The sequence below is a fragment of the Nocardia sp. NPDC056541 genome (assembly GCF_042794235.1).
Classification (GTDB): Bacteria; Actinomycetota; Actinomycetes; order Mycobacteriales; family Mycobacteriaceae; genus Nocardia.
The window spans coordinates 24,689-49,401 of sequence record NZ_JBHTUD010000003.1 but is presented as its reverse complement, the minus strand read 5'-3'; the positions used below and the strand labels follow the sequence as shown (position 1 = coordinate 49,401).

Annotated in this window: 29 protein-coding genes; 23 read left to right on the top strand and 6 right to left on the bottom strand. The window is 63.8% G+C overall.

Translation table 11 applies throughout. The features are described 5' to 3' along the window. Position 1: 1 nt before the first annotated feature. Entirely contained in the window at positions 2 to 1,339 is a 1,338-nt protein-coding gene (locus tag ACFQ9R_RS05750; RefSeq protein ID WP_378989187.1) for an acetyl-CoA C-acetyltransferase, read from the bottom strand. A gap of 206 nt (positions 1,340 to 1,545) precedes the next feature. Here ACFQ9R_RS05750 and ACFQ9R_RS05745 point away from each other — a divergent pair, with 206 nt between their 5' ends. The 4 genes from ACFQ9R_RS05745 (at position 1,546) to ACFQ9R_RS05730 (ending at position 5,741) form a co-directional block, all read left to right on the top strand. Continuing rightward, positions 1,546 to 2,901: a 3-oxoacyl-ACP reductase gene (locus ACFQ9R_RS05745; protein WP_378989186.1), complete on the top strand. Its 1,356-nt coding sequence runs from the start codon at positions 1,546 to 1,548 to the stop codon at positions 2,899 to 2,901. Continuing rightward, entirely contained in the window at positions 2,901 to 3,770 is an 870-nt protein-coding gene (locus tag ACFQ9R_RS05740) for a MaoC family dehydratase (protein ID WP_378989185.1), read from the top strand. Before ACFQ9R_RS05745 ends, ACFQ9R_RS05740 begins: the two co-directional genes overlap by 1 nt. Before the next feature lie 503 nt (positions 3,771 to 4,273). Then, the gene (locus ACFQ9R_RS05735) at positions 4,274 to 4,795 is read left to right on the top strand and encodes a hypothetical protein (RefSeq protein WP_378989530.1); all 522 of its coding nucleotides are present in this window, start codon (positions 4,274 to 4,276) and stop codon (positions 4,793 to 4,795) included. A 559-nt stretch (positions 4,796 to 5,354) separates the two neighbouring features. Then, entirely contained in the window at positions 5,355 to 5,741 is a 387-nt protein-coding gene (locus ACFQ9R_RS05730) for a hypothetical protein (protein ID WP_378989184.1), read from the top strand. Between the two features lie 55 nt (positions 5,742 to 5,796). On the opposite strand, the gene ACFQ9R_RS05725 is transcribed toward ACFQ9R_RS05730, so the two are convergent. Beyond that, positions 5,797 to 6,186, bottom strand: a complete 390-nt coding sequence (locus tag ACFQ9R_RS05725; protein ID WP_378989183.1) for a helix-turn-helix domain-containing protein — start codon at positions 6,184 to 6,186, stop codon at positions 5,797 to 5,799. A 381-nt stretch (positions 6,187 to 6,567) separates the two neighbouring features. Here ACFQ9R_RS05725 and ACFQ9R_RS05720 point away from each other — a divergent pair, with 381 nt between their 5' ends. The 12 genes from ACFQ9R_RS05720 (at position 6,568) to ACFQ9R_RS05665 (ending at position 14,049) form a co-directional block, all read left to right on the top strand. Further along, positions 6,568 to 7,260: a hypothetical protein gene (locus ACFQ9R_RS05720; RefSeq protein ID WP_378989182.1), complete on the top strand. Its 693-nt coding sequence runs from the start codon at positions 6,568 to 6,570 to the stop codon at positions 7,258 to 7,260. Positions 7,261 to 8,010: 750 nt separating this feature from the next. Further along, entirely contained in the window at positions 8,011 to 8,580 is a 570-nt protein-coding gene (locus ACFQ9R_RS05715; RefSeq protein ID WP_378635117.1) for an ImmA/IrrE family metallo-endopeptidase, read from the top strand. A gap of 276 nt (positions 8,581 to 8,856) precedes the next feature. After that, positions 8,857 to 9,624, top strand: coding sequence for a PE-PPE domain-containing protein (locus tag ACFQ9R_RS05710; protein ID WP_378989181.1), 768 nt, complete (start codon positions 8,857 to 8,859; stop codon positions 9,622 to 9,624). 32 nt (positions 9,625 to 9,656) lie between these two features. Continuing rightward, positions 9,657 to 9,887 carry a hypothetical protein gene (locus tag ACFQ9R_RS05705; protein ID WP_378989180.1) on the top strand — a complete coding sequence of 77 codons (231 nt, stop codon included), beginning with the start codon at positions 9,657 to 9,659 and terminating at the stop codon, positions 9,885 to 9,887. A gap of 19 nt (positions 9,888 to 9,906) precedes the next feature. Continuing rightward, positions 9,907 to 10,161, top strand: coding sequence for a hypothetical protein (locus ACFQ9R_RS05700; RefSeq protein ID WP_378989179.1), 255 nt, complete (start codon positions 9,907 to 9,909; stop codon positions 10,159 to 10,161). 228 nt (positions 10,162 to 10,389) lie between these two features. Then, complete coding sequence (locus ACFQ9R_RS05695) at positions 10,390 to 11,166, top strand: N-acetylmuramoyl-L-alanine amidase (RefSeq protein WP_378989178.1); 777 nt, start codon at positions 10,390 to 10,392, stop codon at positions 11,164 to 11,166. 175 nt (positions 11,167 to 11,341) lie between these two features. After that, a complete protein-coding gene (locus ACFQ9R_RS05690; protein ID WP_378870702.1) occupies positions 11,342 to 11,482 on the top strand; it encodes a hypothetical protein in 141 nt (46 codons plus the stop codon). Then, positions 11,479 to 11,919 carry a hypothetical protein gene (locus ACFQ9R_RS05685; protein ID WP_378989177.1) on the top strand — a complete coding sequence of 147 codons (441 nt, stop codon included), beginning with the start codon at positions 11,479 to 11,481 and terminating at the stop codon, positions 11,917 to 11,919. The genes ACFQ9R_RS05690 and ACFQ9R_RS05685 overlap by 4 nt, the downstream gene beginning before the upstream one ends. A 93-nt stretch (positions 11,920 to 12,012) precedes the next feature. Further along, positions 12,013 to 12,954 (top strand): hypothetical protein, encoded by a 942-nt coding sequence (locus ACFQ9R_RS05680; protein ID WP_378989176.1) that lies wholly within the window; start codon positions 12,013 to 12,015, stop codon positions 12,952 to 12,954. Between the two features lie 95 nt (positions 12,955 to 13,049). Beyond that, on the top strand, positions 13,050 to 13,211 hold the full coding sequence (locus ACFQ9R_RS05675; RefSeq protein ID WP_378989175.1) for a hypothetical protein: 162 nt from the start codon (positions 13,050 to 13,052) through the stop codon (positions 13,209 to 13,211). A gap of 35 nt (positions 13,212 to 13,246) precedes the next feature. Then, positions 13,247 to 13,591, top strand: a complete 345-nt coding sequence (locus tag ACFQ9R_RS05670; RefSeq protein WP_378989174.1) for a hypothetical protein — start codon at positions 13,247 to 13,249, stop codon at positions 13,589 to 13,591. Positions 13,592 to 13,752: 161 nt separating this feature from the next. Continuing rightward, complete coding sequence (locus tag ACFQ9R_RS05665; RefSeq protein WP_378989173.1) at positions 13,753 to 14,049, top strand: hypothetical protein; 297 nt, start codon at positions 13,753 to 13,755, stop codon at positions 14,047 to 14,049. Positions 14,050 to 14,067: 18 nt separating this feature from the next. Here ACFQ9R_RS05665 and ACFQ9R_RS05660 read toward each other — a convergent pair whose 3' ends face one another. Then, complete coding sequence (locus tag ACFQ9R_RS05660; RefSeq protein ID WP_378989172.1) at positions 14,068 to 14,472, bottom strand: hypothetical protein; 405 nt, start codon at positions 14,470 to 14,472, stop codon at positions 14,068 to 14,070. A 364-nt stretch (positions 14,473 to 14,836) separates the two neighbouring features. Between ACFQ9R_RS05660 and ACFQ9R_RS05655 the strand changes: the two genes are divergently transcribed. Beyond that, on the top strand, positions 14,837 to 15,040 hold the full coding sequence (locus ACFQ9R_RS05655; RefSeq protein WP_378989171.1) for a transposase: 204 nt from the start codon (positions 14,837 to 14,839) through the stop codon (positions 15,038 to 15,040). 53 nt (positions 15,041 to 15,093) lie between these two features. Beyond that, the gene (locus ACFQ9R_RS05650; RefSeq protein WP_378989170.1) at positions 15,094 to 16,065 is read left to right on the top strand and encodes a DUF6301 family protein; all 972 of its coding nucleotides are present in this window, start codon (positions 15,094 to 15,096) and stop codon (positions 16,063 to 16,065) included. Between the two features lie 148 nt (positions 16,066 to 16,213). On the opposite strand, the gene ACFQ9R_RS05645 is transcribed toward ACFQ9R_RS05650, so the two are convergent. The 3 genes from ACFQ9R_RS05645 to ACFQ9R_RS05635 are packed head-to-tail and all read right to left on the bottom strand — an operon-like array spanning position 16,214 to position 16,995. Next, the gene (locus ACFQ9R_RS05645) at positions 16,214 to 16,453 is read right to left on the bottom strand and encodes a transposase (protein ID WP_378989529.1); all 240 of its coding nucleotides are present in this window, start codon (positions 16,451 to 16,453) and stop codon (positions 16,214 to 16,216) included. Positions 16,454 to 16,496: 43 nt separating this feature from the next. Beyond that, complete coding sequence (locus ACFQ9R_RS05640) at positions 16,497 to 16,712, bottom strand: transposase (RefSeq protein ID WP_378989169.1); 216 nt, start codon at positions 16,710 to 16,712, stop codon at positions 16,497 to 16,499. Further along, entirely contained in the window at positions 16,645 to 16,995 is a 351-nt protein-coding gene (locus tag ACFQ9R_RS05635) for a transposase (RefSeq protein ID WP_378989168.1), read from the bottom strand. The genes ACFQ9R_RS05640 and ACFQ9R_RS05635 overlap by 68 nt, the downstream gene beginning before the upstream one ends. Positions 16,996 to 17,544: 549 nt before the next feature. On the opposite strand from ACFQ9R_RS05635, the gene ACFQ9R_RS05630 reads away from it, so the two are divergent. The 5 genes from ACFQ9R_RS05630 (at position 17,545) to ACFQ9R_RS05610 (ending at position 24,690) form a co-directional block, all read left to right on the top strand. Continuing rightward, positions 17,545 to 19,692, top strand: a complete 2,148-nt coding sequence (locus ACFQ9R_RS05630) for a hypothetical protein (protein ID WP_378989167.1) — start codon at positions 17,545 to 17,547, stop codon at positions 19,690 to 19,692. 79 nt (positions 19,693 to 19,771) lie between these two features. Further along, entirely contained in the window at positions 19,772 to 21,244 is a 1,473-nt protein-coding gene (locus ACFQ9R_RS05625) for a hypothetical protein (RefSeq protein ID WP_378989166.1), read from the top strand. Positions 21,245 to 21,281: 37 nt separating this feature from the next. Next, on the top strand, positions 21,282 to 22,871 hold the full coding sequence (locus tag ACFQ9R_RS05620; RefSeq protein ID WP_378989165.1) for a hypothetical protein: 1,590 nt from the start codon (positions 21,282 to 21,284) through the stop codon (positions 22,869 to 22,871). A gap of 31 nt (positions 22,872 to 22,902) precedes the next feature. After that, entirely contained in the window at positions 22,903 to 24,327 is a 1,425-nt protein-coding gene (locus tag ACFQ9R_RS05615; protein WP_378989164.1) for a hypothetical protein, read from the top strand. Positions 24,328 to 24,378: 51 nt separating this feature from the next. Beyond that, a complete protein-coding gene (locus ACFQ9R_RS05610; protein ID WP_378989163.1) occupies positions 24,379 to 24,690 on the top strand; it encodes a hypothetical protein in 312 nt (103 codons plus the stop codon). The last annotated feature ends 23 nt before the right edge of the window (positions 24,691 to 24,713 follow it).

The window sequence follows — 24,713 nt, the reverse complement described above, 5'->3', positions numbered from 1 at the left end:
ACTAGCGCTCGATGATCGCCACCACACCCTGGCCGCCCGCGGCGCAGATGGAGACCAGCGCCCGGCCGGAACCCTTCTCCGCCAGCAGCTTCGCGGTCGAGGCGACGATGCGGCCGCCGGTCGCGGCGAACGGGTGGCCCGCGGCGAGCGAGGAGCCGTTGACGTTGAGCTTGCTACGGTCGATCGAGCCCAGCGCGCCGTCGAGGCCGAGGCGCTCCTTGCAGTAGGCGTCGGACTCCCACGCGGCCAGGGTGGCCAGCACCACGGAGGCGAACGCCTCGTGGATCTCGTAGTAGTCGAAGTCCTGCAGGGTCAGGCCGTTGCGGGCCAGCAGGCGCGCGACCGCGTAGGTGGGCGCCATCAACAGGCCGTCGGGGCCGTGGATGTAGTCCACCGCGGCGACCTCGGAGTCGACCAGGTGGGCCAGCACCGGCAGGTTGCGCTCGGCCGCCCACTCGTCGGTGGACAGCAGCACCGCGGACGCGCCGTCGGTGAGCGGGGTCGAGTTGCCCGCGGTCATGGTGGCGTCGCCCGCCTTGACGCCGAACACCGGCTTCAGGGTCGACAGCTTCTCCACGGTGGAGCCGGGACGCAGGTTGTCGTCGCGGGTCAGGCCGAGGAACGGGGTGATCAGGTCGTCGAAGAAGCCACGGTCGTAGGCGGCCGCCATGTTCTTGTGCGAGAGGTAGGCCAGCTCGTCCTGCGCTTCGCGGGCGACGCCGAATTCCTTCGCGGTGATGGCGGCGTGCTCACCCATCGACAGACCGGTGCGCGGCTCGGCGTTCTTGGGGATCTCGATGCCCAGCATCGAGGGGCGCAGCTGGCCGACCAGCTTGACCTTGTCCTTGGTGGTCCGGGCGCGGTTGGCGGTGAGCATCCACTCGCGCATGTCCTCGCTCACGCCGATCGGCGCGTCGGAGGTGGTGTCGGCGCCGCCGCCGATGCCGGACTCGATACGACCCAGCGCGATCGCGTCACCGACGGTGACGATCGACTGCAGGCCGGTGCCACAGGCGAGCTGCAGGTCGTGGGCCGGGGTGTAGGGCGAGAGCTTCGAGCCGAGCACGCTCTCGCGGATCAGGCTGTGCTCGCCGACCTTCTTGAGCACAGCGCCGCCGACGACCATGCCCAGGCGCTCGCCCTGCAGACCGAACCGGCTGACCAGCCCATCGAGGGCGGCGGTGAACATGTCCTGATTGGACGCCTTGGCGTAGGCCTTGTCGGAGCGCGCGAACGGGATGCGGTTGCCGCCAACGATGGCAATCGGGCGCTGGGTCTTCGCGGCCTTGGCAGGCTTAGCTGCGGCCTTGGCCGTCGCCGAGCGGGCTTTGCTTGTCACTCGAGTTCTCCATGGTCTCGTCGGTTCCGGGTAACGCCGGCCGCTGGAATCGGCCCCCGTGCGGTCGCGGCGTCGTATCGGTTTACATTAAACTTACTCCGGAGTAAGTTCGTTGTCGACACCGTACCCGCAAGTGTGCGCTCACACGGGGGACACTGGGCGGAGCACGGTCACCACACTCGTCGAGCACAGAGAAGGTAGGAACAGTGGCAGCCAAGAGCAAGGGTGCACCGAACCTCTACGGATCTTTCATCCACTCCGCCCCCGGCGCGTTCCTCGCGAGCAAGCTGGGCCTCCCGCAGCCGGCCGAACTGCGCCGCTACAAGGCGGGCGAGCCCGCGCTGCCCGGCCCGGTGCTGCTCGGCGGCAAGGGTCGCCTGGCCGAGCCGGTCCGCGCGCTGCTGTCGGACTACACCGTCGCGGACTCGCTCGAATCGGGCACCAAGTACGGCGCGCTGGTCTTCGACGCCACCGGCATCGATTCGATCGACAAGCTCGCGCAGCTGTTCGAGTTCTTCCAGCCGGCCATGCGCAGCCTCGCGCCGTCGGGCCGTGTCGTGGTTCTGGGCACCACCCCCGAACTGGTCGGCTCGGTCGACGAGCAGATCGCCCAGCGCGCGCTCGAGGGCTTCACCCGTTCGGTCGCCAAGGAGCTGCTGCGCGGTGCGACCGGCCAGCTCGTCTACGTGCACCCCGAAGCGGGCGCATCCGCGACCGGCCTCGAGTCGACCCTGCGCTTCCTGCTCTCCGGTAAGTCGGCCTTCGTCGACGGTCAGGTCATCCGGGTCGGTTCCGCCGACTCGGTCGCCCCGGCGTCGTGGGACAAGCCGCTCGCGGGCAAGGTCGCCGTCGTGACCGGTGCCGCGCGCGGTATCGGCGCCACCATCGCCGAGGTGTTCGCCCGTGACGGCGCCACCGTGATCGTCGCCGACATCCCCGCCGCGGGCGAGGCGCTGTCCGACACCGCGAACAAGATCGGCGCCACCGCGCTGGCCCTCGACGTCACCGCGCCCGACGCCGCCGAGCGGCTGGCCGACTTCGCCACCGAGCGTTTCGGCGGCATCGACATCGTCGTCCACAACGCCGGCATCACCCGCGACAAGCTGCTCGCCAACATGGACGAGGGCCGCTGGAGCTCGGTGATCAACGTCAACCTCGCTGCCCCGCACCGCATCACCTCCGGCCTCGTCGCCAAGGGCGTGCTCAAGGAAGGCGGGCGCGTGATCGACGTGTCCTCCATCGCGGGCATCGCGGGCAACCGCGGCCAGACCAACTACGGCGCGTCCAAGGCGGGCGTCATCGGCATGGTCGACGCCGAGTCCCCGCTGCTGGCCGAGAAGGGCATCACCATCAACGCGGTGGCGCCCGGCTTCATCGAGACCGCGATGACCGCCGCCATCCCCGTCGGCACCCGCGAGGCCGGTCGCCTGATGAGCTCGCTGCTGCAGGGTGGCCAGACCGTCGACGTCGCCGAGACCATCGCCTACTTCGCGAGCCCCGCGTCGAACGCGGTGAGCGGCAACGTGGTTCGCGTCTGCGGTCAGAGCCTGATCGGCGCCTGATGACTCAGACGATCACCCTCACCGAGGTTCCCAAGAACGGCGGCCTGTACGCCAAGGCGGCGCTGGGCGCCATCCCGCTGCCCGCTCCGCTGTCGGCGCGCAAGCCCACCCTGCCCGACCGTCGAGTAGTCCTCGAGGGCGTGCGGGTCGACCCCGACCATCTCGCCGCGTACTGCCATGCCACCGGCCTGCGTTTCAGCGACACCTTGCCGCTGACGTACCCGTTCATCCTCAGCTTCCCGCTGGCGATGCAACTCGTCGTCGCACGGGATTTCCCGTTCAGCGCGGTCGGTGCGGTGCACTTCGAGAACGTCATCGAACGCACCCGCGAGATCTCGGTCGCCGAGCCCCTCGATTTCTCCACCCATATCGAGAACCTCCGCGAACACCCGAAAGGTCTTCTGGTGGACGCGATCACGGAGATCAGCGTCGGTCGTGAACTCGTCTGGCGGCAGGTGACCACCTTCCTGCACCAGCAGCGCACGTCGCTCTCGGGCGGTCCCAAGTCGGCGCCCCCCGCCGATGAGGTGCCCCCGCCCCCGTTGCGCGTGCAGCGCGTGGATCAGAAGATGATCAACCGCTACGCCGCCGCGTCCGGCGATCACAACCCGATCCACGTCTCCGGGATCGGCGCGAAGGCAATGGGTTTCCCGCAGACCATCGCCCACGGCATGTGGTCGGCGGCAGCGATCCTCAGCACGATCGAGGGCCGCGTCCCCGAAAAGGCCACTTACGCGGTCAAGTTCGGCAAGCCGATCTTCCTTCCGTCCTCGGTGAACATCTACGCCGACCAGGTCGGATCCGGCTGGGATCTCTCCATCCTGCATCCCAGGAAGGGGTACCCACACCTCACCGCAACCTTGCGCTGAGTCTCCACCGGCAAGGGCCGCACACTCCAGGGGGGTGTGCGGCCCTTGTTGGTTTCAGGGCGCGGTGAATCGGTCGTCACGAGGGATTGTGTTCGGGGCCTTACGCTTTCGAGACTCTCGCCGATCGTCATCCCGATAGGTGTCGTTACGGGCAATTGCTGTGACTTTACTCATCGACATTAAACGATTCGCTATGAAGTTGCCCTAAGGCATTCCGGTGCCCATTTTGGTCTACCGTCCGGTGTTTTCTTCTGCGTGCTAAGAAATTGCCCGGGGCGCGGAGGGCTGACTTTGTAGTGTTGCCCGGCTGTCAATACCGCGGGCTCGCGCCACCGGGCAACTATTCGGCATCTGAACACCGTGGTGGCCGAATTTCGAGCATTCCGGTTCCTCTGGAACGCGTGTAGAACTTCTCTTGCCCAGCGATCGTTCGGTCGCGTCGGCGGGTTCACCTGATCCAGATCCGTGGCGAGAAGTGTTGTGGAGGAAGCGTTGTGAACAAGATCAGTCTTTCGAATCGGGGGATTCTGCGCGCGGTTGCTCTCGTGGGGGCGGCGCTGTCGCTGGTCGCGAGCGCCGGCGCGGTGGCAGGCGCGGACACCGGAAGCGGTGAGACCGGAAGCGGGGTAATCGACACGGGCAGCGGGATTCTGGGGGATCTGCTCGACACCGGCAGCGGAATCCTCGGCGGTAGCTCGAGCGGTGGGTCGTCCGAGAGCGTGCAGCCGTGCAACCGCTCGACCAAGTCCGGCGGGGCCGGCGTCACCAATACGACGCATCAGCTCGGCGTCACCGGACCGACCTCGTTCGTCCTGACCTACGAAACCCTCAACATTCCCGACCGCATTCAGGTCTTCTACGAAGGCGGGCAGGTGCTCGACACCGGCTATGTCGGCGACAATGCCAACCAGGGCACCGGATCTCGGGTCGTTTCGTTGCCCGCGGGGTCGTCCTCGACGGTGAGCGTTCGGGTCACAGGCCCGAATGACACCCAGTGGGAGTACACGGTCAACTGCCCGTCTTAGCGCGACCGGTCCATCCCGGTCGATATCGCACGTGTCGGGGCCGCATACCCGAAAAGGCATGCGGCCCTGAGCAAACAGCTATCTGGCAGAAAACTGACAGCACATATTCCGGTAAGCGCAGCGCACGGCGGGAAAACATGAACATGGCTGCCGCCCAATCGGTTACACACCGGAACTCGTTACAGGTTTTCATGGTGATATCAATCATGGACTAAGCCGATCAGTAACTGGGTATACAGCAAGGTTCGGCACAAGCGTGATGCTCTGCCTCGATCCTTCGCTGCGGGGATCTTGCCGCGGTTCGCGTGATTGATCGATCGTCCAGCGGTAATGATCTTGTTCGAGCTCCCGTTCGTTGTGCCGAACGGCGGTCTTCGAGCAATCGATATGAGATCCCCGAAACGAGTTCTGCCGTCAGGCACTCAATGGGCAAATGTGCAGCAATAGTTCGGCGAATGCCCCGAATGTCGCGGGCTAGGGAGCCGCCGCCGACCGTGTTAGAAACTTTCAGTCGGCAACAAAGTCGGCAATCATGGTTAATACCAAGGGGTTTCATTTCATGAAGAAGATTCGCACGCTCGGCTTCGGCATCGTCATCGCCGCCGGGATGGCCGTGTTCGGCACGGGCATCGCCACCGCGGACGAGGTCCCGCCGGTTGTCACCGAACCCGGCACCGGCGGCACGGGCGAGGAGGCCACCACCGGTTCGGCCGGCAGCCTGGCGGCGATCCTGAAGGCGCTCACCAGCGGCTCGTCGGCGGCGGAGGACCCGGCGGACACCGAGACCGGCACCGAGGTCGCCGACGAGACCGAACCCGGCACCGGCGGCACGGGCGACGACGCCTCGACCGGTTCGGCCGACAGTCTGGCCGCGATCCTGAAGGCGCTCACCAGCGGCTCGGCAGCGGCTGAGGAGACCCCGGTGGAAACTCCCCCGGCCTCCTGACGCAGTACGCGAACGACGAATGCCCCGCGATGAGCGGGGCATTCGTCGTTCGAGCTCAGCTGTGTCTGGCCGCGCGAAGTCCGTTGACGTAAGCGGCGACAATTCGCAGATCACCTTCGGACAACCCGGAGAGATCGACGATTCCCTCGGTGGATTGCGGCCGAACCTGCTCCGTCTCGATCGGGTCCAGCCCCGCCTGTGTCAGCAGCGGTTCGGCATCGAGACCGACCGCCGCCGCCATGGCCTGCAAGGTCTCGGCCGTGGTGCTGGCGGGGACCTTCTGTCCGCGCTTGTACTGGGTCCCGTTCTCGACCTGTGTCCACAGGCTCGTACTGATCCGTGCTGCTTTCGCGGCGCGGTCCATCGACATCTCGCGCTCCTTGCGAGCAAGTCGCAGGGTGGCGCTGACCTCGGCGGGGACCACCGCGCTCCGTTGTCTCACCATGCATCGAGGGTAGCAGATTGTTTGCACTGATGCATGAAGTGTATGTAGTCATCGGCTGCGAATTTGCGAATCGAAATCCTGCACCGGATGTAGACCGTAACAGCGAATGGCGAGTTTGTTTGTGGCGGTACGTGACTGGGTACAGCACTCTGCCGCCTCGGCTTGACAGACGCGTTGCAACAACGTTGCATACAACGGGTGTCCGATTGTGGGTCCCAGTAGGAGCCACTCCTGGACACCGCCCGGGGGCGCGCCACTCGATTTCGGCCGCGTAGCAGGGTACGACCGGGGCTCCGGCCCGCTATCGACCGAAGGAGCAAGTACATGGGCCCATACGATGCCGTCACGGCGTCGAACCGCATTCGTGAGGATTCATGCGGCGTGACCCCCCTGGACAGGTGGGCCGATGACAACCACCTGTACCTGGATCGGGAAGCCGCGCGGGATCTGGCCCGGATGCTCGGGGACATCCCCGACCTGGCCGAGGACCTGTCGGACGCGCGCACGCGCCAGACCCGCTTCGGCGCGGTGGACTACCGCACGCGCAATGGCTCACGGGAACAGCGACTTCCGTTCAATCCCGTCGCTGCTCGCGCGGCCGACCACCTCCAGTCGGTCTTGGTGGCCTGGGTTCGGTTGGTCTGCGAACAGCGCGGCATCGACTACACCGGGGTCGCGACCACCAGCGGCATGGCGGAATGGTTGCAGCGCAACATCGTCGCGCTGGCGATGACGGAAGGTGTGGAGGCCGCGCCCGCCGAGTTCGCCGCGGCGATCGAGGCCGCGGAAGCGGTGGTGTGTCCGCCGGTCGATCTCGCTCCCGCCGATGCGGCTCTGGTCCTGCGCGCCAGGGCGGTTCGCCTCCATGCGGCCGCGATCGGCAAACTCGCCGAAGAGCTGGGTGACGGTTTCCGCAACCTCACCGCTCGGCGGGTGCGCACACTGCGCAAGGCCGGTCTGATCAGTCCCGTCCCGGGGCCCTGGTCGCCGGACTGGCCGGAGCTCTTCATCGTGGGTGAGGTTTTGGATGCGCACCGTGCCCTTCCGGCGCGGCACCGGGCGAAAGATGCATAGCGAACAGAGTGACCCAGCGGGGCGTCGGCAGATTGTTGCCGGCGCCCCGCTGGCGTTGTGGGGACCCGGCACGGCTGGATCCACGTGCCCGAAGTGCTTAGGCCGCATGAAGTTCGGGCTCATCTCGTCGCGTCGGTGTATCGAAATACCCACGCCTACCTGGGATTTGGCATCGTGTGAAAGTCGGTGTTGACAAGTTGTGGCCGATGACGCAAACTAGTGCCAGCGGGATTCTTCGTGCCCAAAATCATTTCGGCACACCGCGATTCGATGTCAGCAAGCGCTGATCCCGCAGATCCTGACCGGGACTCGGTTCACGTCAACGCTAGAATGGGCGCGTGCTCTCGACCGAGAGTCTCGACATTTCGGCTGCTGGGTGAGGTTCTACTTGTGTCAGGTGCATTCGATGCATTTACTCCCGATGAATCCGGTAAGCCGACCGGTGAGAGACCTACTCGCGAAGGCGAGTCCCTCTATCGAGTAGACGACTCGATACCAGGTCGAAGGAACCGTGTCGGCCATGTCGATCTCTCCGACATCTGCGTAGAAGACCTCCAGGTTGTCGCTGGTGCGGTGGATCGCTGGCGCTCGCTCCGGGCGCCGACCACGGTGACGCGTACCACCTCTCGGTGACCTGACACACGGCATCTGACACCGTCTCCGGTGGTGATGATGCGACGGGTCGTGGTCAGTTCCGAGTTGTGAGAGTTGTGTATTGCCATGGGTGATGAAGGTGAGTCGGATGCCTCGATGCCGGACCGACAAGATATCGCGGTGCAGCGCAATGGGTTCAACGCCCAAGAATCTGCGTTCAACCAGGGAATCCGGGTCGATTCGGCCGTGGTCTTCGACTTCGTGTCGTATTGGTCGGTAGTCGACCGCGCAGTCCTTATCCAGGCCGACCTGTCCGGTCATGTACGAAACGAAGTCATCGCCCACGCCGTCGCCCACATCGAGATGGCCGAATCACGCGAACTGGCAGCAGCACTCGACGGCGAGCGATGGCGGGGCCGGATCGAGATGCAGGTGCACGATGTGGTGGCACAACGCCTCATCCCCGTCTCCCACCTGCGTGACGCGCTGGAGGTGGGCGACAACCTCACCGATGTCTCCGCGCTCCTCGGGGTCACCGAGTTCCTGCTCGGTTGGCGATTGCAACACCTGGCGAACGAGGAGTTCGCGGTGATCCCGGTGCACCTGCTGAACCGCCTGGGCTGGCTGCCCGGGATGCCCTCCGAATACCCTTATCGGTGCTTGTGGCCGACATCCAGCTCGGGTGAGATGCTTCGCCAGCTGGCACCCGGCCGACACCACCGGTAGCCGCAGTCTTCCTCAGCCCTCGTTCCGTGAAAACGGCACGGGGGCTTTGTCGTTGGCGCGTGCCGCCGATTCAGAACTCATGCGGCAGGCCCCCGGACACGAACACCTCGAGCCAGCGGGTTCAGAGCCCGCCGCATGCCCGCCCCTGAGGCGCCCGTCTCCCGCAGCTCGCTGTGGTCGAAAGGCGTTGTCGCAGCGCAGGGGCGCATCGGTCCCGCTCCGGCGGAGCACTCCGTCGGAGCGGGACCTCCACTCACGTCCCAGAGAGGTACGAACATGTCACTGTGGTCTCCGAAAGGATCGCCCCGCACGATCGATGTACTCGTGGTCGGCGGAACCTGGAATCCTGGCGGCGACGGCGTCACAGCTGCCTTCACCGACGCGCTGAACAAGTCGATGTTCACCCCTCGGATGGTCCCGTATCCCGCCGACTACGGGTCGCAGGTGAGCTACGCCGAGAGTGTTGCCGAAGGTAAGCGCGCGCTTCTGGCGGCTGTCGACCGGTCAGCGAACCCTGTTGTGCTGGCGGGATATTCGCAGGGTGCCGCGGTTGCCGGTGACCTCGCGGCGGAGATCGGCCGCGGTGAGCATCCGGGCCGTGAGGTGATCGCCTGCGCGTTGATCGCCGATCCGCGCAGACCGGCGGGCAAGTACCTCGGCGACACCGACCCCGGCGGCTACGGCGTTGTCGGTGAGCGGCCCATCGACGGTATCCCCGCCTATTGGGCCGCGGCGCCCGGCGATCCCATCACCGCACTGCCCGCCGGCAACCCCTTGCGGACCATCGCGGATCTGAGCGCCTTCTTCAGCTTCGCCAGCGCGAACTCGGCAGTGCGCTGGGCACAGCGGATGCTCGACACCGCCACCCGAAATCAACTGCAGCGCTGGTGGTCACCGTCCAATTGGAGCCACTGGACCGGCGCCATCGCCTATGCCCGCGGCTACCTGTTCGACGGCAGGCACACCAGTGACTACGTCCGATACGGCCACGCCCGCGCACTCGCCCAGGCACTGAACCGCGATGTCGCCGAAGGGCGCATCTGAGACCCGCGAAAACCTTTGGGAAGGAACACATCATGAGAATCAGCAAGACCCCAGAGCCCGCGCTGGTCCGGTCGGTGCTCGTCGCTGTGACGGGTGTCCTCGCCTATCTGCTCGGTCGCGAGATCGATACGGCATGGATCGAAACACTGCTCACCCTGTACGGATTGGCGACGCCGCTGATCGCGGGCGTGCTCATCAGGCCCGCCGTTACCCCGATGACCGGATCGGTGGGTGAACCGGATGGCATCGTGGTTAAGCCCTGAACTCGTACAAGCGGCAGGAATGGCCGTTGCGACGGTCATCGGCGCGGTGACCGCATGGCAGGCCCGCGAAGTCGCCAAGTTGCGTGAGCGGGTGGTCGCGCTCGAGGAACAGGCCGCCGACGATCACCTCCGGTTCCGCGACGCGATCCGGCTGATCCGCGCACTGCAGCGACACATCGACGAACTGCTCGGCTTCCTGCGCCTGCATGTCCCTGGCATGGAGCCCCCGGTGGCGGACTACAAGATCCCCGCCACCCTCCAAGAAGAAATCTGACGGCGACCCCGCCGTTCCCGAACTGCATGCGGTCGGCCCCCGGAGAACACTCGATACGGTGCGGGATTCGAGCCCGCCGCATGCCGCGCTCCTGACGCGCCCGTCTCCCGCAGGTGGTCTGCGGTCGTAGACGTCGCCGCTGCGTCAGGAGCGAAGGTCCCGCCCTCGGCGCTTCCCCTCGTCCACGAGGGCGGGACCCCGAACCTTCACTCACACAAGGAGATACCCATGGCCTGGACAGGCGACCCGGTATGGCTGGCCGATGTGCTGCGCGCTGCCGGGCTGGACGTCATCGAACACGAAGGCTGGCGCGACCGGGGCCACGGCGACTTCCGTGACCTGCGCGGCGTGCTCTGCCACCACACCGCGGGCGGCGGCAAGAACGACTGGCGCATCGTCCAGGACGGCCGCGCCGACCTCCCCGGCCCGCTGGCCCAGCTGGTCCTCGAACGCGACGGCACCTTCCGCGTGATCGCCGCAGGCGTGTGCTGGCACGCGGGCCGCGGCTCCTGGCCCGGCTGGCCCACCGACAACGCCAACTACCACGTGATCGGCATCGAAGCCGTCTCCCGCGGCGACGGAAGTGACTGGACCCCAGCCCAACTCGACGCCTACAAGCGCGGCTGCGCGGCCATCCTGGCCCGCATCGGCCGCGACGCCGAGGACTGCGTGGCCCACCGCGAGTACTCCCACGAAGGAAAAATCGACCCCGCCGGCATCGACATGGACGAGTTCCGTCGCGAAGTGCAGGCATTCATCGACGGAGAGGACGCTCCGATGAGCGCATCCGAAGTAACCCAGATCCAGGATTTCATCACCGCGTTCTGCGGCCCGATCGGCACCGATGTCAAAGACATCCGCGAGCAGCTGTGCGGTAGCCAGCAGCGGGATGCGGGCATGTTCGCGGGCTGGGAACAGCTCGACGGGATGACCGTGGTCGACGTCCTGGCCGACATCCTGGACCGCCTGAAGGCCCTCGAAACCCTGGCACCCGAGAGGAGGTGACTTCCATGCTCCCCGTCCTGCTCGAACTGCTTCAACTGGCCATTGTGCTCGCACCAGTGGTCCTGCCGCTGCTCGGCCTCTGACCCCACAACGGACCGCCTCGATGGCCCGCACCGCCACATTGCGAATGCGGTTGATTCCCAGCGGCATCCGTTCCCAACTCCCGGAGATCACCATGACAGAATTGACTACGTTCGCCGCGAGTTCCGCGCTCGGCGCTGAGGAAGCCACCGCGTCGGAGCCATCGGAATCCTCGACGGGCGTACTTCACGCCGCTGTCGAGATCGCCCCGGCACTCGACGACGGTGTCGCATGACCAGCCCATACGCCGGGCAGTTCCCGGACTTCGAGCAGTTCATGATCGGGCTGCTCACACCTATCGCACCGACCGTGAGTTTCCTGCCTGCGCTGGCGAGCCAAATCACGCTGCCGCTGATCTGGGTTCGTACGACGGGCGGCACGCTCGATCACAACGCGATCACCTACCAGGCGAAGGTGCGGGCGGCCGTTTTTCACAGCAGCAGGCAGCAGGCGCAGACCATGGCGATTCAGGTGCGCGATGCCTTTCTGAACGCCTCGGCCGCACGCTTCAACGGCGTGCTGGTCGATTACGTGGAGGAAATCGCTGCTGCTGAACCGCGTTTCAGTGCCCCGAATCTGCGTCGCAGCCGCGGGACGAGCGAATTCCCAGACCTCGACCCGCTGCACCAGATGGTCGAGCTCGCCTTCGCCATCGACGCTCGCCGTCAGTAGACGGCATATCACCGGCACCCACGCACATATTCGATCGCGTGGGTGCCCTTCCTTGTCCAGCCCGTTTCACCGGGCACATGAATGGAGATTGTCTTGCCTCCCATCTCGTCCACCCCGTTGACCACGCTGAAGGCCGCCCAGCGCCAGCTGCTGCTCAAGCCGCTGGATGCCGCGGTGTTCCTGGCCCCGTGGCCGAACTCGACCCCCGTCACCCCGGGCAGCATGACCGACGCCACCGGCAACCTGCTCGCGCTGCCCGCGTCGTACCAGTCGGTCGGCCTGATCGACAAGAAGTCCGGTGTCAACTTCGCGCGCGCCGTGACGGCATCGCCGATCGAGGCGTATGGCGAGATGCAGCCGGTCCGCGACGACATCACCAGCGATATCACCACCATCGAGTTCGAGCCGCAGCAGACCAACCTGCTGAATCTGGCCTTGACCAGCAACACCAACCTGGCCTCCACCCAGGCCGCGGCCAACGGTGAGGTCGGCTTCTGGCAGCCCGCGACCCCGCAGATCAACTACTATTCCGCGGTCGTGATCGGCAAGGACGGCACCGACGCCAGCCCGATCTACATCTTCAAGATCATGCCGAAGGTCGCCGTCACCAAGTGGGGTGGTGAGCAGTGGACCCCCACCAACCTGATGGGCGAGAAGCTCACCCTCACCGCCTTCAAGGACGACACCCTCGGTTACGCCGTCGCCCACGGCTTCGGCGGCACCGGCTGGCAGAAGCTGCTGTCGGCGACCGGCATCAAGTACACCGTCTCGGCGATCACGCCCGCGCCGATCAGCGTGACCCGTGGCACCACCACGTCCGCGCCGATCGTGGTGACCGACCAGTTCGGCGGCATCCTGCCGAACGCCAATTGCGCCTTCACCCCGGCCGGTGGTTCGAACATCACCGTGTCGGCGTCCGGTTTCGTGACCGCCGCCGCGAACGCCACCGTGGGCAACACCACCGTCGGCATCGTGTACACCCCGACCGGCGGCACCGCGTTGGCCTCGGTGAACTGCGTCGTCACCGTTGCGTAGTCGACGCCCATGAAACGTGGTCGCGTGCCGTGCTTCTCCGGTCGCGGCACGCGGCCACTTCTTGTCAGCTTCCGGAGAGAAAGCGGGGCTATCCCGTGTCCTTTATCCCCACCCAGTTCCCGGTCACGATGACCGATGGCACCCACGATTACCAGGTGTTCGACGCCTCGGCGTTCGGTGACGCCATGTTCGGTCTCGGCCACCGCGTCAAGGAAGACGTCAAGCAGGCCGTCGCCGCGGCCAAGCCCGCCAAGTAACTACGTTCCACCACTACGAAACCGGAGATCCCCTGATGGCAGCACCCCGCAAAACGTCAACGGCTACGAAGGTGGCCGGCGGTGACGAAGGCCGCTTCTACGAGATCCAGCGCGAGCTCGCAGCCAAGCGACGCGGCCCCTACCACCTGACCGCCGACATCGCGATCCAGCCACTGACCCGCCGTCAGGCGCGCATACTGGCCGAAACCGACGACGAAGAAGACCAGCTGCGGATCCTGCTGGGTGACGTCTACGAGGCGGTCGACGACTTGTTCGCCGACCGCCCCATCGACGAATGGGTCGCCTTCCAGAACGATCTGTACGCCCACTTCTACGGCGAAGGCGCCATGGAGCTGCCGGGGGGATCCGAGGGCTCGTAGAGTTCTGGGACAAGTTCGGTGCCGCGCTCGAATACGACCTACTCGAGCGCGGCATCGACGTCCGAGACTGCTTCGGGCCCATCGAGTTCCGCACCCGCGACTGGCGAACCATCTGGCGCTTCAAGGACCGCCTACCCCGCGGGTCGCACTACAAGACGGCCTTGGCGTTGGACCGTGAACTCGCCGAGTACTGGCTCGACATGGAGGAATCCGACCCCGATCCCGACGCCGAAGAGCCACCGACCCCGGAGGGCTACACGCTCGACACGTATCTGCTCCTGTCGATTATCGACGGGTTGCAGGGCGTCCAAGCGGCCGTGATCGCGGCAGCCGGCGCGGATCCACCCCAGGTGAAGCCGATGCCGCGTCCGCAGACAGCAATGGACGTAGTCCGCGAGGAACGGCGCCTGTCCACGATGAACAGCATCGTCGACATCTTCAAACCGGCCGCCGGCTAGTCCCGCGCCAGCGGTCGATCAGAACGCCCCGCCGGAGAAGCACTTGACGACCGGCGGCTGACCGCTGGCGTCCGCGTCCGGCATCGGAGCGCTGCTGCCGGTACTGCCACCGACCACCCCGCCGATGATCGCGCCGGGAAATGCTCCGATAGCCGAACCTGCGACAAACCCGCCGATGGCGCCCAGGCCCATGCCGATCAAGCCGTTCGTGGTGATGTTCTGGCAGTAGGCCCGTTGCTCGGGCGTCAGCGCGATCGGTGCAGCCTGAACCGGGCTACTGGTGACTGCGCTGGGATCGAATCCAGGTGCCGGCGCGGCGTGCGCAGTACTGGCGAACGCCGCTGTTGCCGCGATCGCAAGACAGGTCGCGGCAATAAACTTCTTCAATTTTCTCGAACTCCCAGAGAGATAGCCATCAAACATGTTGTCTCCCAAAACATCTCAGCCTTGAGAGCACACGAAGCTTAAGCTGATACGGCCGCGCCGACACAACAACGCCGATCAATTGTGGGGCTCATCACGTTTACTGTGAATTATCCTCGCTACCAGCCAGTTTCGTTGTGATGCTGATGATTCAGTCGAGCGATCGTCCACGCGACCCCTGGCTGATTCCATGATGTGAGGTCGCGGCGCGGGCCACGCCAGCGCAAACCCGCGAAGTTGCACGCGGACAGTGCCTACGACATCGCCGAGTTGCGCCGCTGGGTCGCCGACCCGCAGTATCGGAGTCCGTTTCGCCCGCAGGTGAATCGAGCGTAGTGACCGCCTCGGCCGACACTGGTGGGTCGTGGAACGCACCTTCTCCTGGCTGACCGGCTACCACCGGCGCACCCTGCACTACGACCGCAAAGCCGAACACTTCTTCGGATTCCTGACCCTCGCCGCCGCGCTCACCTGCTTCAAGAAGCTAGCTAAGCCCGATCAGCGACATGAGACGCGATCTAAGGCTCCTGGTGAAGATCATCAGGCACCGAGCCAACGCGCTGAATGACCCTCAATTCTGATGTCGCCAACGCTGCCCTTCACAGGAAGTAGTATCCAATCATGCAAGTTGACGTCGCCGGTGCCATCCGTGTCGCTCGCCTAGCTGTAGATTTTGGCTGGAGCTGGACAACGGAAGATGTGCATCGCTTTTGCGATACCGCTGGCTGGCAACTGGAGCCTTTCGGCTATGACAGTGCTGACCTACGGACCAACCTCGGAACGGCGCAACCCATAGGCCGCGTCTATCGCGATCTTGAATTCTTCGAAGACGAAGGTCTTCCCGAGCAGGAAATCACGCAGATTTTGGTGCGTGTGGCTGATGATGGACCCCGTCACGCTAGTCCCGAATCGCGGGCGGACCTGTCGGATCTTTTCGCCGAACTTGCTGATGGATTCACTGGGCATTTAGGGGATCCAGCAAGGCGGTTTTCTGGCGGCACTCCAATGATAGCTTGGGAGAGGCTGGACGTTGTCATTGTTTTGCGCGCCGTGACGGAATCGATTTCGCTAAGAATTATCAATCCCATCTACCAGGCTTCTGCAAAACAATTAAGACGTGGTAGTGATGGTGAGAAGCTAGAACAACCGGTGCGGACGGTTCGCCCTTCCCAGGATAATTGGCTTGATTTCTCCACTGCATTGGCTTCGACGCTTGTTCGCATGGCTAGCGGTGGAAAGCTTCTGTTAGGTGTGCCTGAAGGGCGCGGTGCGCTTTTTTCGATGGGCTGGTTTGATTTGGAGTGCCAAATTGCTCTTGGCGAAGATTTGGCGGTGGCGAAAACAAATTTTGTCCAGCAGCGAATGAATATGACTGAGCAAGGGTGGGAGTCTCCACCTGGCACGAGTTGGTTTCGGTCAATTCGATGGCCGTCGAAATACCAAGAATATGAGTCGATGTCTGATCACGCGATAGATGCCCTTCGAGCGGTGCTTCAGGTGGCTCATCCCCATGATCTTGAAATCAGCGCCTGGCAGGAGTCGCTAGATTCTCCAAGTTCAGTTCCTGACATTACGGCATTTCGCGGCAACTGACGCAGACAATTCCAATTTCTCGTTTGTGTCAGATTGTCAATTGATCTGGCGGAGCGGTTCTCGTCGGCGTCGCGCTCGATTCCAGTAACTTCCTGGGAGATTACGCTCTGCTGGGGAATTCCCCGCTAACGACTATTAGGAGCGTGTTTCATGTGGCGGTCCGTGCCTTGGCAAGATTCTTGTAGCAGGTCAGCGTTGCTGCCAGCGTAAGGAACCCGCAGTAGTGAGTGTCCTTGCGGTCGTAGCGAATCGAGAGCCGGTGATAACCGCCGAGCCGGGCGATGGTGTGTTCGATGACCCACCGGGTTCGGCCAAGGTTTTGGCCGGACTCGATTCCTTTGCGGGCGATACGGACACCGATTCTCCGATCACGCACCCAGCTCCGCAACTTGCGGTGGCCATAGGCCTTGTCCGCGTGCAACTTTCCCGGTTCACGCCGGCGTGGACCACGCCGCGGGGATTGTGCGTACCAACGGTCGAAGGGCCTCGGCGTCGGGGGTGTTCGCGGCCGATACCGCGACCGTGATGGGTATGCCCGAACGGTCGGATAGGACGTGCAGTTTCGAGCCCGACTTGCCTCTATCGACCGGATTCGCCCCGGCTATCGGGCCTCCCTTTTGCTTCGAACCTGACGCACCGTCGACCACGACGCGCGACCAGTCGAGCAACCCCTGACTGCCGAGCTCGTCGAGCACGGCGCACTGTAGTCGTCGCCATAGGCCCGCTTCGGTCCATTTCGTGAACCGGCGATGGCAGCATCCGCCACGCACATCCGCTGGTCAGCACGTACACGACTGCGGTGAACGCGGCCCGCTCGTCAGTCGGTGCGGTCCCGCCGCCCTGGCGGCGCGGTGAGAACGCCGGTGACAACGGCTCGACCAGGTCCCACAGCTCATCGGGGACCAACCGTAACGACAATTTGTCAGTCACGACCGAACATCATGCACCACAGCCGATTACAGTCAGGCCGCGACTACCCGGCTACGACGTGAGACATCCTCTAAGTGTTGTGTGCTGTGCTCGCAGATTTGATCTGCCGAGACTCTTGGACACGCAGTTGGGCCGGTAATTGCCGAAGCATCGGTTATGCGGTGGATCCCTACCGTGGGGAGCCGAGAAAGGCGCGCGATTATGCCAGCCCGGCGTTCAGATTGCGCCTTTCACCTTCGGGGTGAGACGCACGTCCCTATACCGCACACCCAATTTGGGTGAATTGCGCAATGTGATTCATAGCGCACCGCATTTGGACAAATATTGCCCGTAATTCAGTATGTAAACTATTTGCTTGTCTCGCATTCCCGCGAGACAGTGCCTGAATCGCGAATAATTGCTGACTCAAGGTATCGAGTGCATCCGCAAATAGTTCGTCGGTTTGAATGCGACGCTGCGAGCTGATCAGTTCTGGAACCTGTACAGGTCATGCGTAGGGGTCGTTGACACGGGCTTCGACTGCCTGCAATGACGGTAACGAGGCGATTCATGAATAATCCTAAACAAGATTTTCCTAGGCCAAAAAAGGCCGATAAGATCACACCTGTTGACAGAAAGGCCAACAAGGGTGATCCGGAAGAATTTGAACTCGATCCCGAGGAGGAGGAGCGGCTAAACCAGCAGATTCAAAAGAACGACAGGCGTGCAAGTGTCGCGAATAGCGAAGAGAGGCAAGACGCCCTCGCTTCCAGAGCTGGTGAGCTCAATATAAAATGGGATGCCCTGAAGGGCGTGAAGGAAAATGGAAAGGTTGATGACAAAGGCTATAGAAATACGCTTCGCGATGCGCTGATTAGGGCGCACCGGGCAGACGGCAGCACTCCGCCCGAGAACCAGGAGTTTAAGCGTTCCTGGAGAGGTAAAGATCGAGATTGGATCGCCGACACCCTCGATCTTGACGAGAATGATGGTCCAAATGTGGCAGCCGTCAAAAAATATGGACGTTCTTTCCTTAAAAACAGGGATGATAAAAATGCCAGGGCGACGGGAGGCGATCTCGTTGGTACGAGGATTGCGGAACTCTATCTTGAGAAGCTGATAAAAGATGCTGGTGGCGGCGCAATTGTTGCCACTGGCGCTCGCGGGAATGAGACCTTGGACGTTGTTGCCGTCGTTGGGACCGCAGCTACGGGCTACAAACTTGTCGTTATTGAAGCAAAAGCTGGCTCCAGTCAACTTCAACGGGCCAATGTTCACGATGACCGGGGAAGGTGGTACAAGGTCTGGCAAGGTACCCGTATCTACTTACGTTTCAAGCTTCGTCGGGATCAAGAGCTTCTACATAGCCTCAAAACGAAGAATAATGGAGAGTTTAAGCATCTCTACGATGCGCTAGTTGGTGGGAAATCTGTTCCTCTCGAATATAGGCTTCTGGAGGCGCGGTATAACGACGATCGAACATTGGCGACGCCCAGCGTGTCACGATTTAATATCGGTACGAGGCTTTCCCTGATCAAGCGACCTGCCTCGATATATGCAGCGCCCAAAGGACGTCCTCGTAGTGGTGGCGGTCGTTCGCGTACGGGGGCCGTCGTTGGCGTCGTTGGCGTCGCTGGAGCGGCAGTGGCTCTGCATGCGGCTGCCTCGTTCGTCGCCCCATCTCCAGCTAACGCTGCACCCGTGGCTACCCCTCCTGAACGGACGTCATTCGAGCCGTCGACAGATTCTTTGACGGCGTTTTCTGAAATATACGTAAGTGGTTCAGTTGAAGACTCTGTCGACAATGTGATCGTCGCTGGATTGAAGGCAAGTATTGGCGAATTGTCGCGGATGGCAACGTCGTTTACCAATTATGTTCAGAGTGGTTTGAACGAGTTGGTGACAATGGTCGGGGCCGCTGTTTCGGTCGTGTCCGGTTTTGTTTCTGACGTTGTTGATTCGGTCGGAGCGCAGGCGATTATCGATAAGATTTCCGATGACTGGGCATTTGCGCAAGAGCTGTTGAATATTGCGATGTTGTTTTCGCCGGTGGGTACGGTGGCTGCGGCTATTTCGGCTGCAGTGCCGATTATTCAGTTGATCGTTGAGCATTGGGATCAGATTCGGGCCGCGTTCGATTGGGTGTTGAAGAATGTTTTGACGCCGGTGGCTGAGTTCTTCATGACGGCGTTCAAGGTTTATATGACGCCGTACCGCGCGGCTTTCAACGCGGTGATGGCTGGGTTCAATGGGATGGGTGGGGTTGTCGGTACCGCAGTTGGGACGGTGCGGTCGACGGTCGTGGGAATTGTGAAGGCGATCGGCCAGATTTTCCAGCGGCTCGAGGTCAAGATCCCAGCCGTGGGGTCATTCGGGTTGAAGAGTGTCGGTGACGTGATGGTTGCTTGGGCTTCCGAGCGGATGGCCGACGGCGGCCTGGTGGGTGGGCGACGTGGGTCCGCGCCGCGTAGGACATCCGGTATCGAGGTGATGGCCGTGATTGATCGGTCGGTGCTGCGTGCCGCCCAGGCTGAGGATCGCAAGATCGGGTACGTGTATCGGCCGCCGTTCCTGCACGACGGCGCGTTGCCTCGCACGGATAGCGGGCCCGGTCCGCGCACATTTGATGTCCGGGTCGCTGATGTCGATGCGGCGTTCGCGCAGATTCGGATGTTGCAGGCCGTGCAGGATGCGCGGTTCAGTCCGGTTGGCGTGTAGCCGGGTGATGGCTATTCGGCTGACTCGGTATTGACAAGTAGACGTCGATAATTCACAAGAGATCGGAAGATTGGAAACGATGAGTGATCCGAAACCGGAGGGTGTTCCGGACCCGTTGGCCGGCTTCGACATCGAGATCCATCCGGTCTCCTTGGACGGGCTCAACGATTCAACGGATCAGAGGCCGAAAAAGGCGGACAATACCAAGGAGCCGAGCAAGAGCAGGAGTCCTTCGCGTCGGCCTTCCGCGTCCAGACCTGCTCGGCAGCAGAAGAATCCGCCCAAGGTCGATGATCACCCTAAGGGCACAAGCCCCACGGCTCGGCCGCCGAAGAAGCCGATTCAGCCGCGTGAGAGCGGCAAGCGAGAGCGTGGCGCTGCGCCGAAGTCGCCACGCGGAGGTGGTCCGGGCGCGAAGCCGCCCGGTGTCGACCGGAAGCAGCCGGCAAAGAGCCAGAAACCGGCGTCCGCGAGACCGGAAAGGCCTGCGGCACCGCCGAATAGGAGCAAGCCGGTTGACCTGGCGAAACGTCCACCTGCCAAGGCTCCGCTGGCCGGTAAACCAGGAGGCCCGAAGGGAAGCAAACCCAAGGGCGGCAAGGTCGACACCAAAGGGCTCAAGGATGAGGCGACCGCCCTCAAGAACCTCGGCGGCGCGTTCAAGGACAACCTCGCGGCCATCAAGAACCACACGGGCGCCGGCAAGAAGATGGTCGGCAAGGTCGGCGGCGTCGCCAAGAACCTCAAGAAGCTGACCGGCGCGATTCGCACCGCGTCTGCCGTGCAGAAGATCATCGGTGGCGCGTCCAAGCTGTGGTCAGTGGCGCAGACCGCGTTGAACCTGGTGTGGAACGCGTCGCCGGTCGGCTGGTTCACCCTCGCCCTGGGGGCCGCGATTCTCGCGATCACGCTCATCGTTGAGCACTGGGACGAGATCAAGGCGGCGTTCAGTGTCGTCAAGGAGAAGGTGCTCGATCCGGTCGGTAGATTCTTCCAGGACCAGTTCGGCGAGGTCCTGAAGCCGTTCACCCACATCAGCACGGCTGTTTCCGGCGCGTTCAAGGCGTTGTGTTCGACCGTGGGTGGGGTGTTCCAGAAGATGGTTCACTACATCGCCGTGGTCGTCGGCAAGGTCGCCGATCTCCTCGGCAAGTTCCGAGCGTTCCCAGGCGTGGGCGGCATCGCCGACGCCATGTCCGAGTGGGCGCAGGCGCGTATGGCAGACGGTGGTCTTGTCGGTGCGAGTCGTGCCAAGGCACCGGCCGGCTCGACCGATGAGATCGTCGTTGACGCTGGCAGCCCGAAGCGGGCGGTGATGGCCGCGGTCGACAGTGATCACCTGCGGGTAGCCGGCACCGATACGGGCCGGTCAGCGCTGAGCAAGAGTCCGTATATCGCCCCACTGCGCGGCGTGCGTCGGACCGGCGCGACAGTTCGCGCGATCGACCATTCGACCACCATCGCGCTCAACCGCGGGACCGATACCGGTTTCGCGCGGTCGCGCGCCGTGCACGCGCAACGCGCGCTCACCTACGCGGGTGGGTCGCGCTAGCCCCACCTTTCAGACACCTCAGGGAGTGGTTAGAACGATGAGCAGTAAAGGCGACGCGCAGTTCGACGCCGCATTGCGCGCGGCGCTGGCCGCGAGCGATCCACTCGATGCCGGCGACAAGGGTAAGGGCGGCGCGGCCAAGTCCGATGGGAAGGGTTCGGGGGAGTCGCCGAAAGCCGATGTGGCTCACTCCGATCATCCACGGGGCGGCCAGCCGAGCATCGAAAGGCACGACGCACCAGCGCGATACGAGAAAGAGCGCCCCCCGGCTCCGGCCGGACCGCCGAGCGGTGTGCGACCAACCGCTACACCGCCGAGCCGGTCGGTCAAGCCGCGCAGGCCATCGAGGTCGCAGGGCAGACCTCGGGGCGGGCTCGGCGCGAAGGTGCGCGGCGGCGCCGGCCTGGCCGGTGGTCTGGCGATGGGCGCGCTGGCATCGGGAGTTGACTGGCGCCAGGCCGTCGCCGACCCGAAAGCCGCGCTGAGCGGGCTCGGTAGCGCCGCCCTCGCCCAGGGCAAGGACTATCTCGCCGGAATGGCTGATCCGGCGAATCTGTCGGACGCCGTCTCACAGGTCAGGGACACGGCGGGTGGGGCGAGGGATAAAGCGTCGCCGGGCAAGTCGAATGACGCCAAACCGATCACCGACGAGACCAAGGCGCTCAAGGATCGAACCTCAGCGCTGCGCGGCGACGTCAAGAACCTCGGCACGCACGCGGCGACCAGCCAGAAGATGACCGAGAACGTCGACAAATCGTCGAAGGGTTTCGACGATCTCGCCAAGGCGCACAAGGACTCAGCGGGTGCCCAGAAGAATGTCGAAGGCGCGTCGAACAAGTGGGACAAGTCCCAGGGCAAGCTCAACAAGGCCGTCGGCAAATCGGTGATCGGCAAGATCGTCGCGGCGATCGAGGTCGCGATTGTCGTGATCGGGCTGCTCATCGAGCATTGGGACTCCGTGAAGAAGGCCTTCGACACGGTGAAGAAGAACGTGCTCGAGCCAGTCGGCGACTACTTCAAGAAGGTGTTCGCCGCGTGCCTCGCGCCGTTCACGACGGTGATCGACGAGGTGAAAGACGCGCTCGGCAGCTTGGGGAGCGGGATCGGTGGCCTGTTCGCCGGGGTGGTCAACCAGGTGGCGGACATCGTCGCCGTGATCGGCTCGGTGGTCGCCAAGATCGAGTTCAGTCTTCCCGGTTGGCTCGGTGGCGCGACGCTCAGCCTGGCCGGGCTCGGTGGGGCGATGACGTCGTGGGCGGCGTCGGCGCGGATGGCCGATGGCGGCGTGGTGCGGGGGCCAGGTGGTCCGCGCGAGGACCGGGTGCCGGTGCTGGCTTCCAACGGCGAGTTCGTGGTCAACGCCGCGGCGACGGCTCGCTACGGGCCACTGTTGGAATCGATCAACAAAGACACTCTCAATGTCGGCGGGCGAGACGCGCAAGTTGTTGCCTCGCTCGGCCTTTCGCGCGTCAAACCAGCGCAAGCGCTGCCCGATGTGGCGACCACGCACCGATTCGATCGGTCGACCACGATCAACCTCACGACGACCCAGCACGATGGCGCCTACCTGCGTTCGAAAGCCGTGGCCGCGCAACGAGATATCACCTACGCGGCTGGACGGCGGTAAGTCGCGGCGACGTACGACCAAGGAGTAGACGATGGACCGATCGCGGCCCGAAGACGACCTCGACGCGGACGAAGAAGAACTCGACGAACTCGATCCCGAGGAAGACGAACTCGAAGACGACGGCGACGACTCGGCCGAGGACGGGGGTGGTGTGGCGGCGGCTGGTGGCGTCGCCGGTGCCGCCGCGCTTGCCGCAGCGGCGCCGATGGGAATGGGGGCACGTCAACAGCAGTCCTCCGGGGGTGTGGCCAAGTCGACGGCCAAACCCGCTCAGCCGGTTGGGAAACCGGGGGCCGCGCGTCCGGCACCGGGGGGCAAACGGCCCAGCGGAAAACAACCGGCCGGAGCCAGCGGACCTCGGGCACCGAAGAAGCCCCCTGGCAAGGGCGGCCCTGCGGAGAAGGGCAAAGGCCAGGGCGACGATGCCAAGGCGATAGCGACCGCGCAGCAGGAACTCGCCGCCGCGCAAAAGGCCAGCGACGCCCTCGAGACCCCGCACACCACGGCGACGAAGAAGCTGGTCGACTCGGCGAAGGCCGCCGCGACCGGCATGTCGCCCCTCACCGCCGCGGTCAAGAACTCGAGCGGCGATCACAAGAACGCCGCGAAGGACCACGGCGAGCACGAGAAGCAACAAGGCGAGCTGGACAAGGCCCTGAGCGAGGGCGGTCTCGGCATGATCATGAAGATCGTCGACGACCTCAAGCCATGGATCGACAAGATCATGAACTGGCTGAACAGGCTCAAGGACGCACTGGTCAAGGCCTTCGAGAAGGCGCTCAAACCGGTCATCAACTTCTTCGAGAAGGTGTGGAGCCAAACGGTTGTCCCGGCGTTCAAGAAGACCGTGCAGGTGGTCTCGGGAGCGTTCAAATCCGTCGGCGACGTCGTCGGCAAGGTCTTCGATGCCCTGAAACGGGCGTGCGCGACCGTACTCAAAGCCGTCGGCGAGGTACTGAAGAAGCTCGACTTCACCGTTCCCAGTTGGGTTCCCGTCGTCGGCGGAAGCAGTCTCGGCTTGGCCAAGATCGGCGACACCCTGATCGAATGGTCGACCAAGATGCGCGATGGTGGTCTGGTCCGTGGACCGGGCGGACCGCGCGAGGATGCGGTCCCGGTGCTGATGTCCAACGGCGAGTTCGTCGTCAACGCGGCCGCCACCGCCAAGCACCGCAGTGTGCTCGAGGCGATCAACAACGAATCCAGGTCGACCACCGGGTCCGGCTACGCGGCCACCGCGCGATCGTTGCCGGCGACCGCGGGCGCCCAAGCCCGGGCACTTGCCCTCGCCGACCGCCCCCAACTGGCGATCGTCAGCCCGATCGCGCCGAGCGGCGATCGCCTCGACCGCTCCCTCTCGGTCAACATCAGCGCGCCGACGTCCGGTCACGCGCATACCCACGACACCGCACTGGCCGCCCGAAAGGCATTGACCTACGCCGCGGTTCGGCGTTGATATCCTGGGTGCGAGCTCAGGTTTTCGACGACGCTGGAACTAAGGACTGATATGGAGTTCAAGGCGCTCTACAGCATGGTGCAGGCTTCATATTTTGATAGCGTGGAACAAATTCGGCGACTTCCTACGGAGTCGGATATTCCGACGAAATGTTATAGCGAGGTTCTCGACGACTACATTGCTGACGGATGGCGTGTCGTATACGGATACGATGGTCCTGATGCGGGTATCGATTACAACCGCACTCACCTGAAGCGCGGAAAGAGCATTCTCAGATTCAGCTGGTGGCCCGATGAAGGAGGTCGAGTGGCCGGCTCCAAGAGCGATATCGAGGAGATCTCCCGGTACATTCGAGATCACTGAGTCAGTCGCTGCGGTTCGGGTAC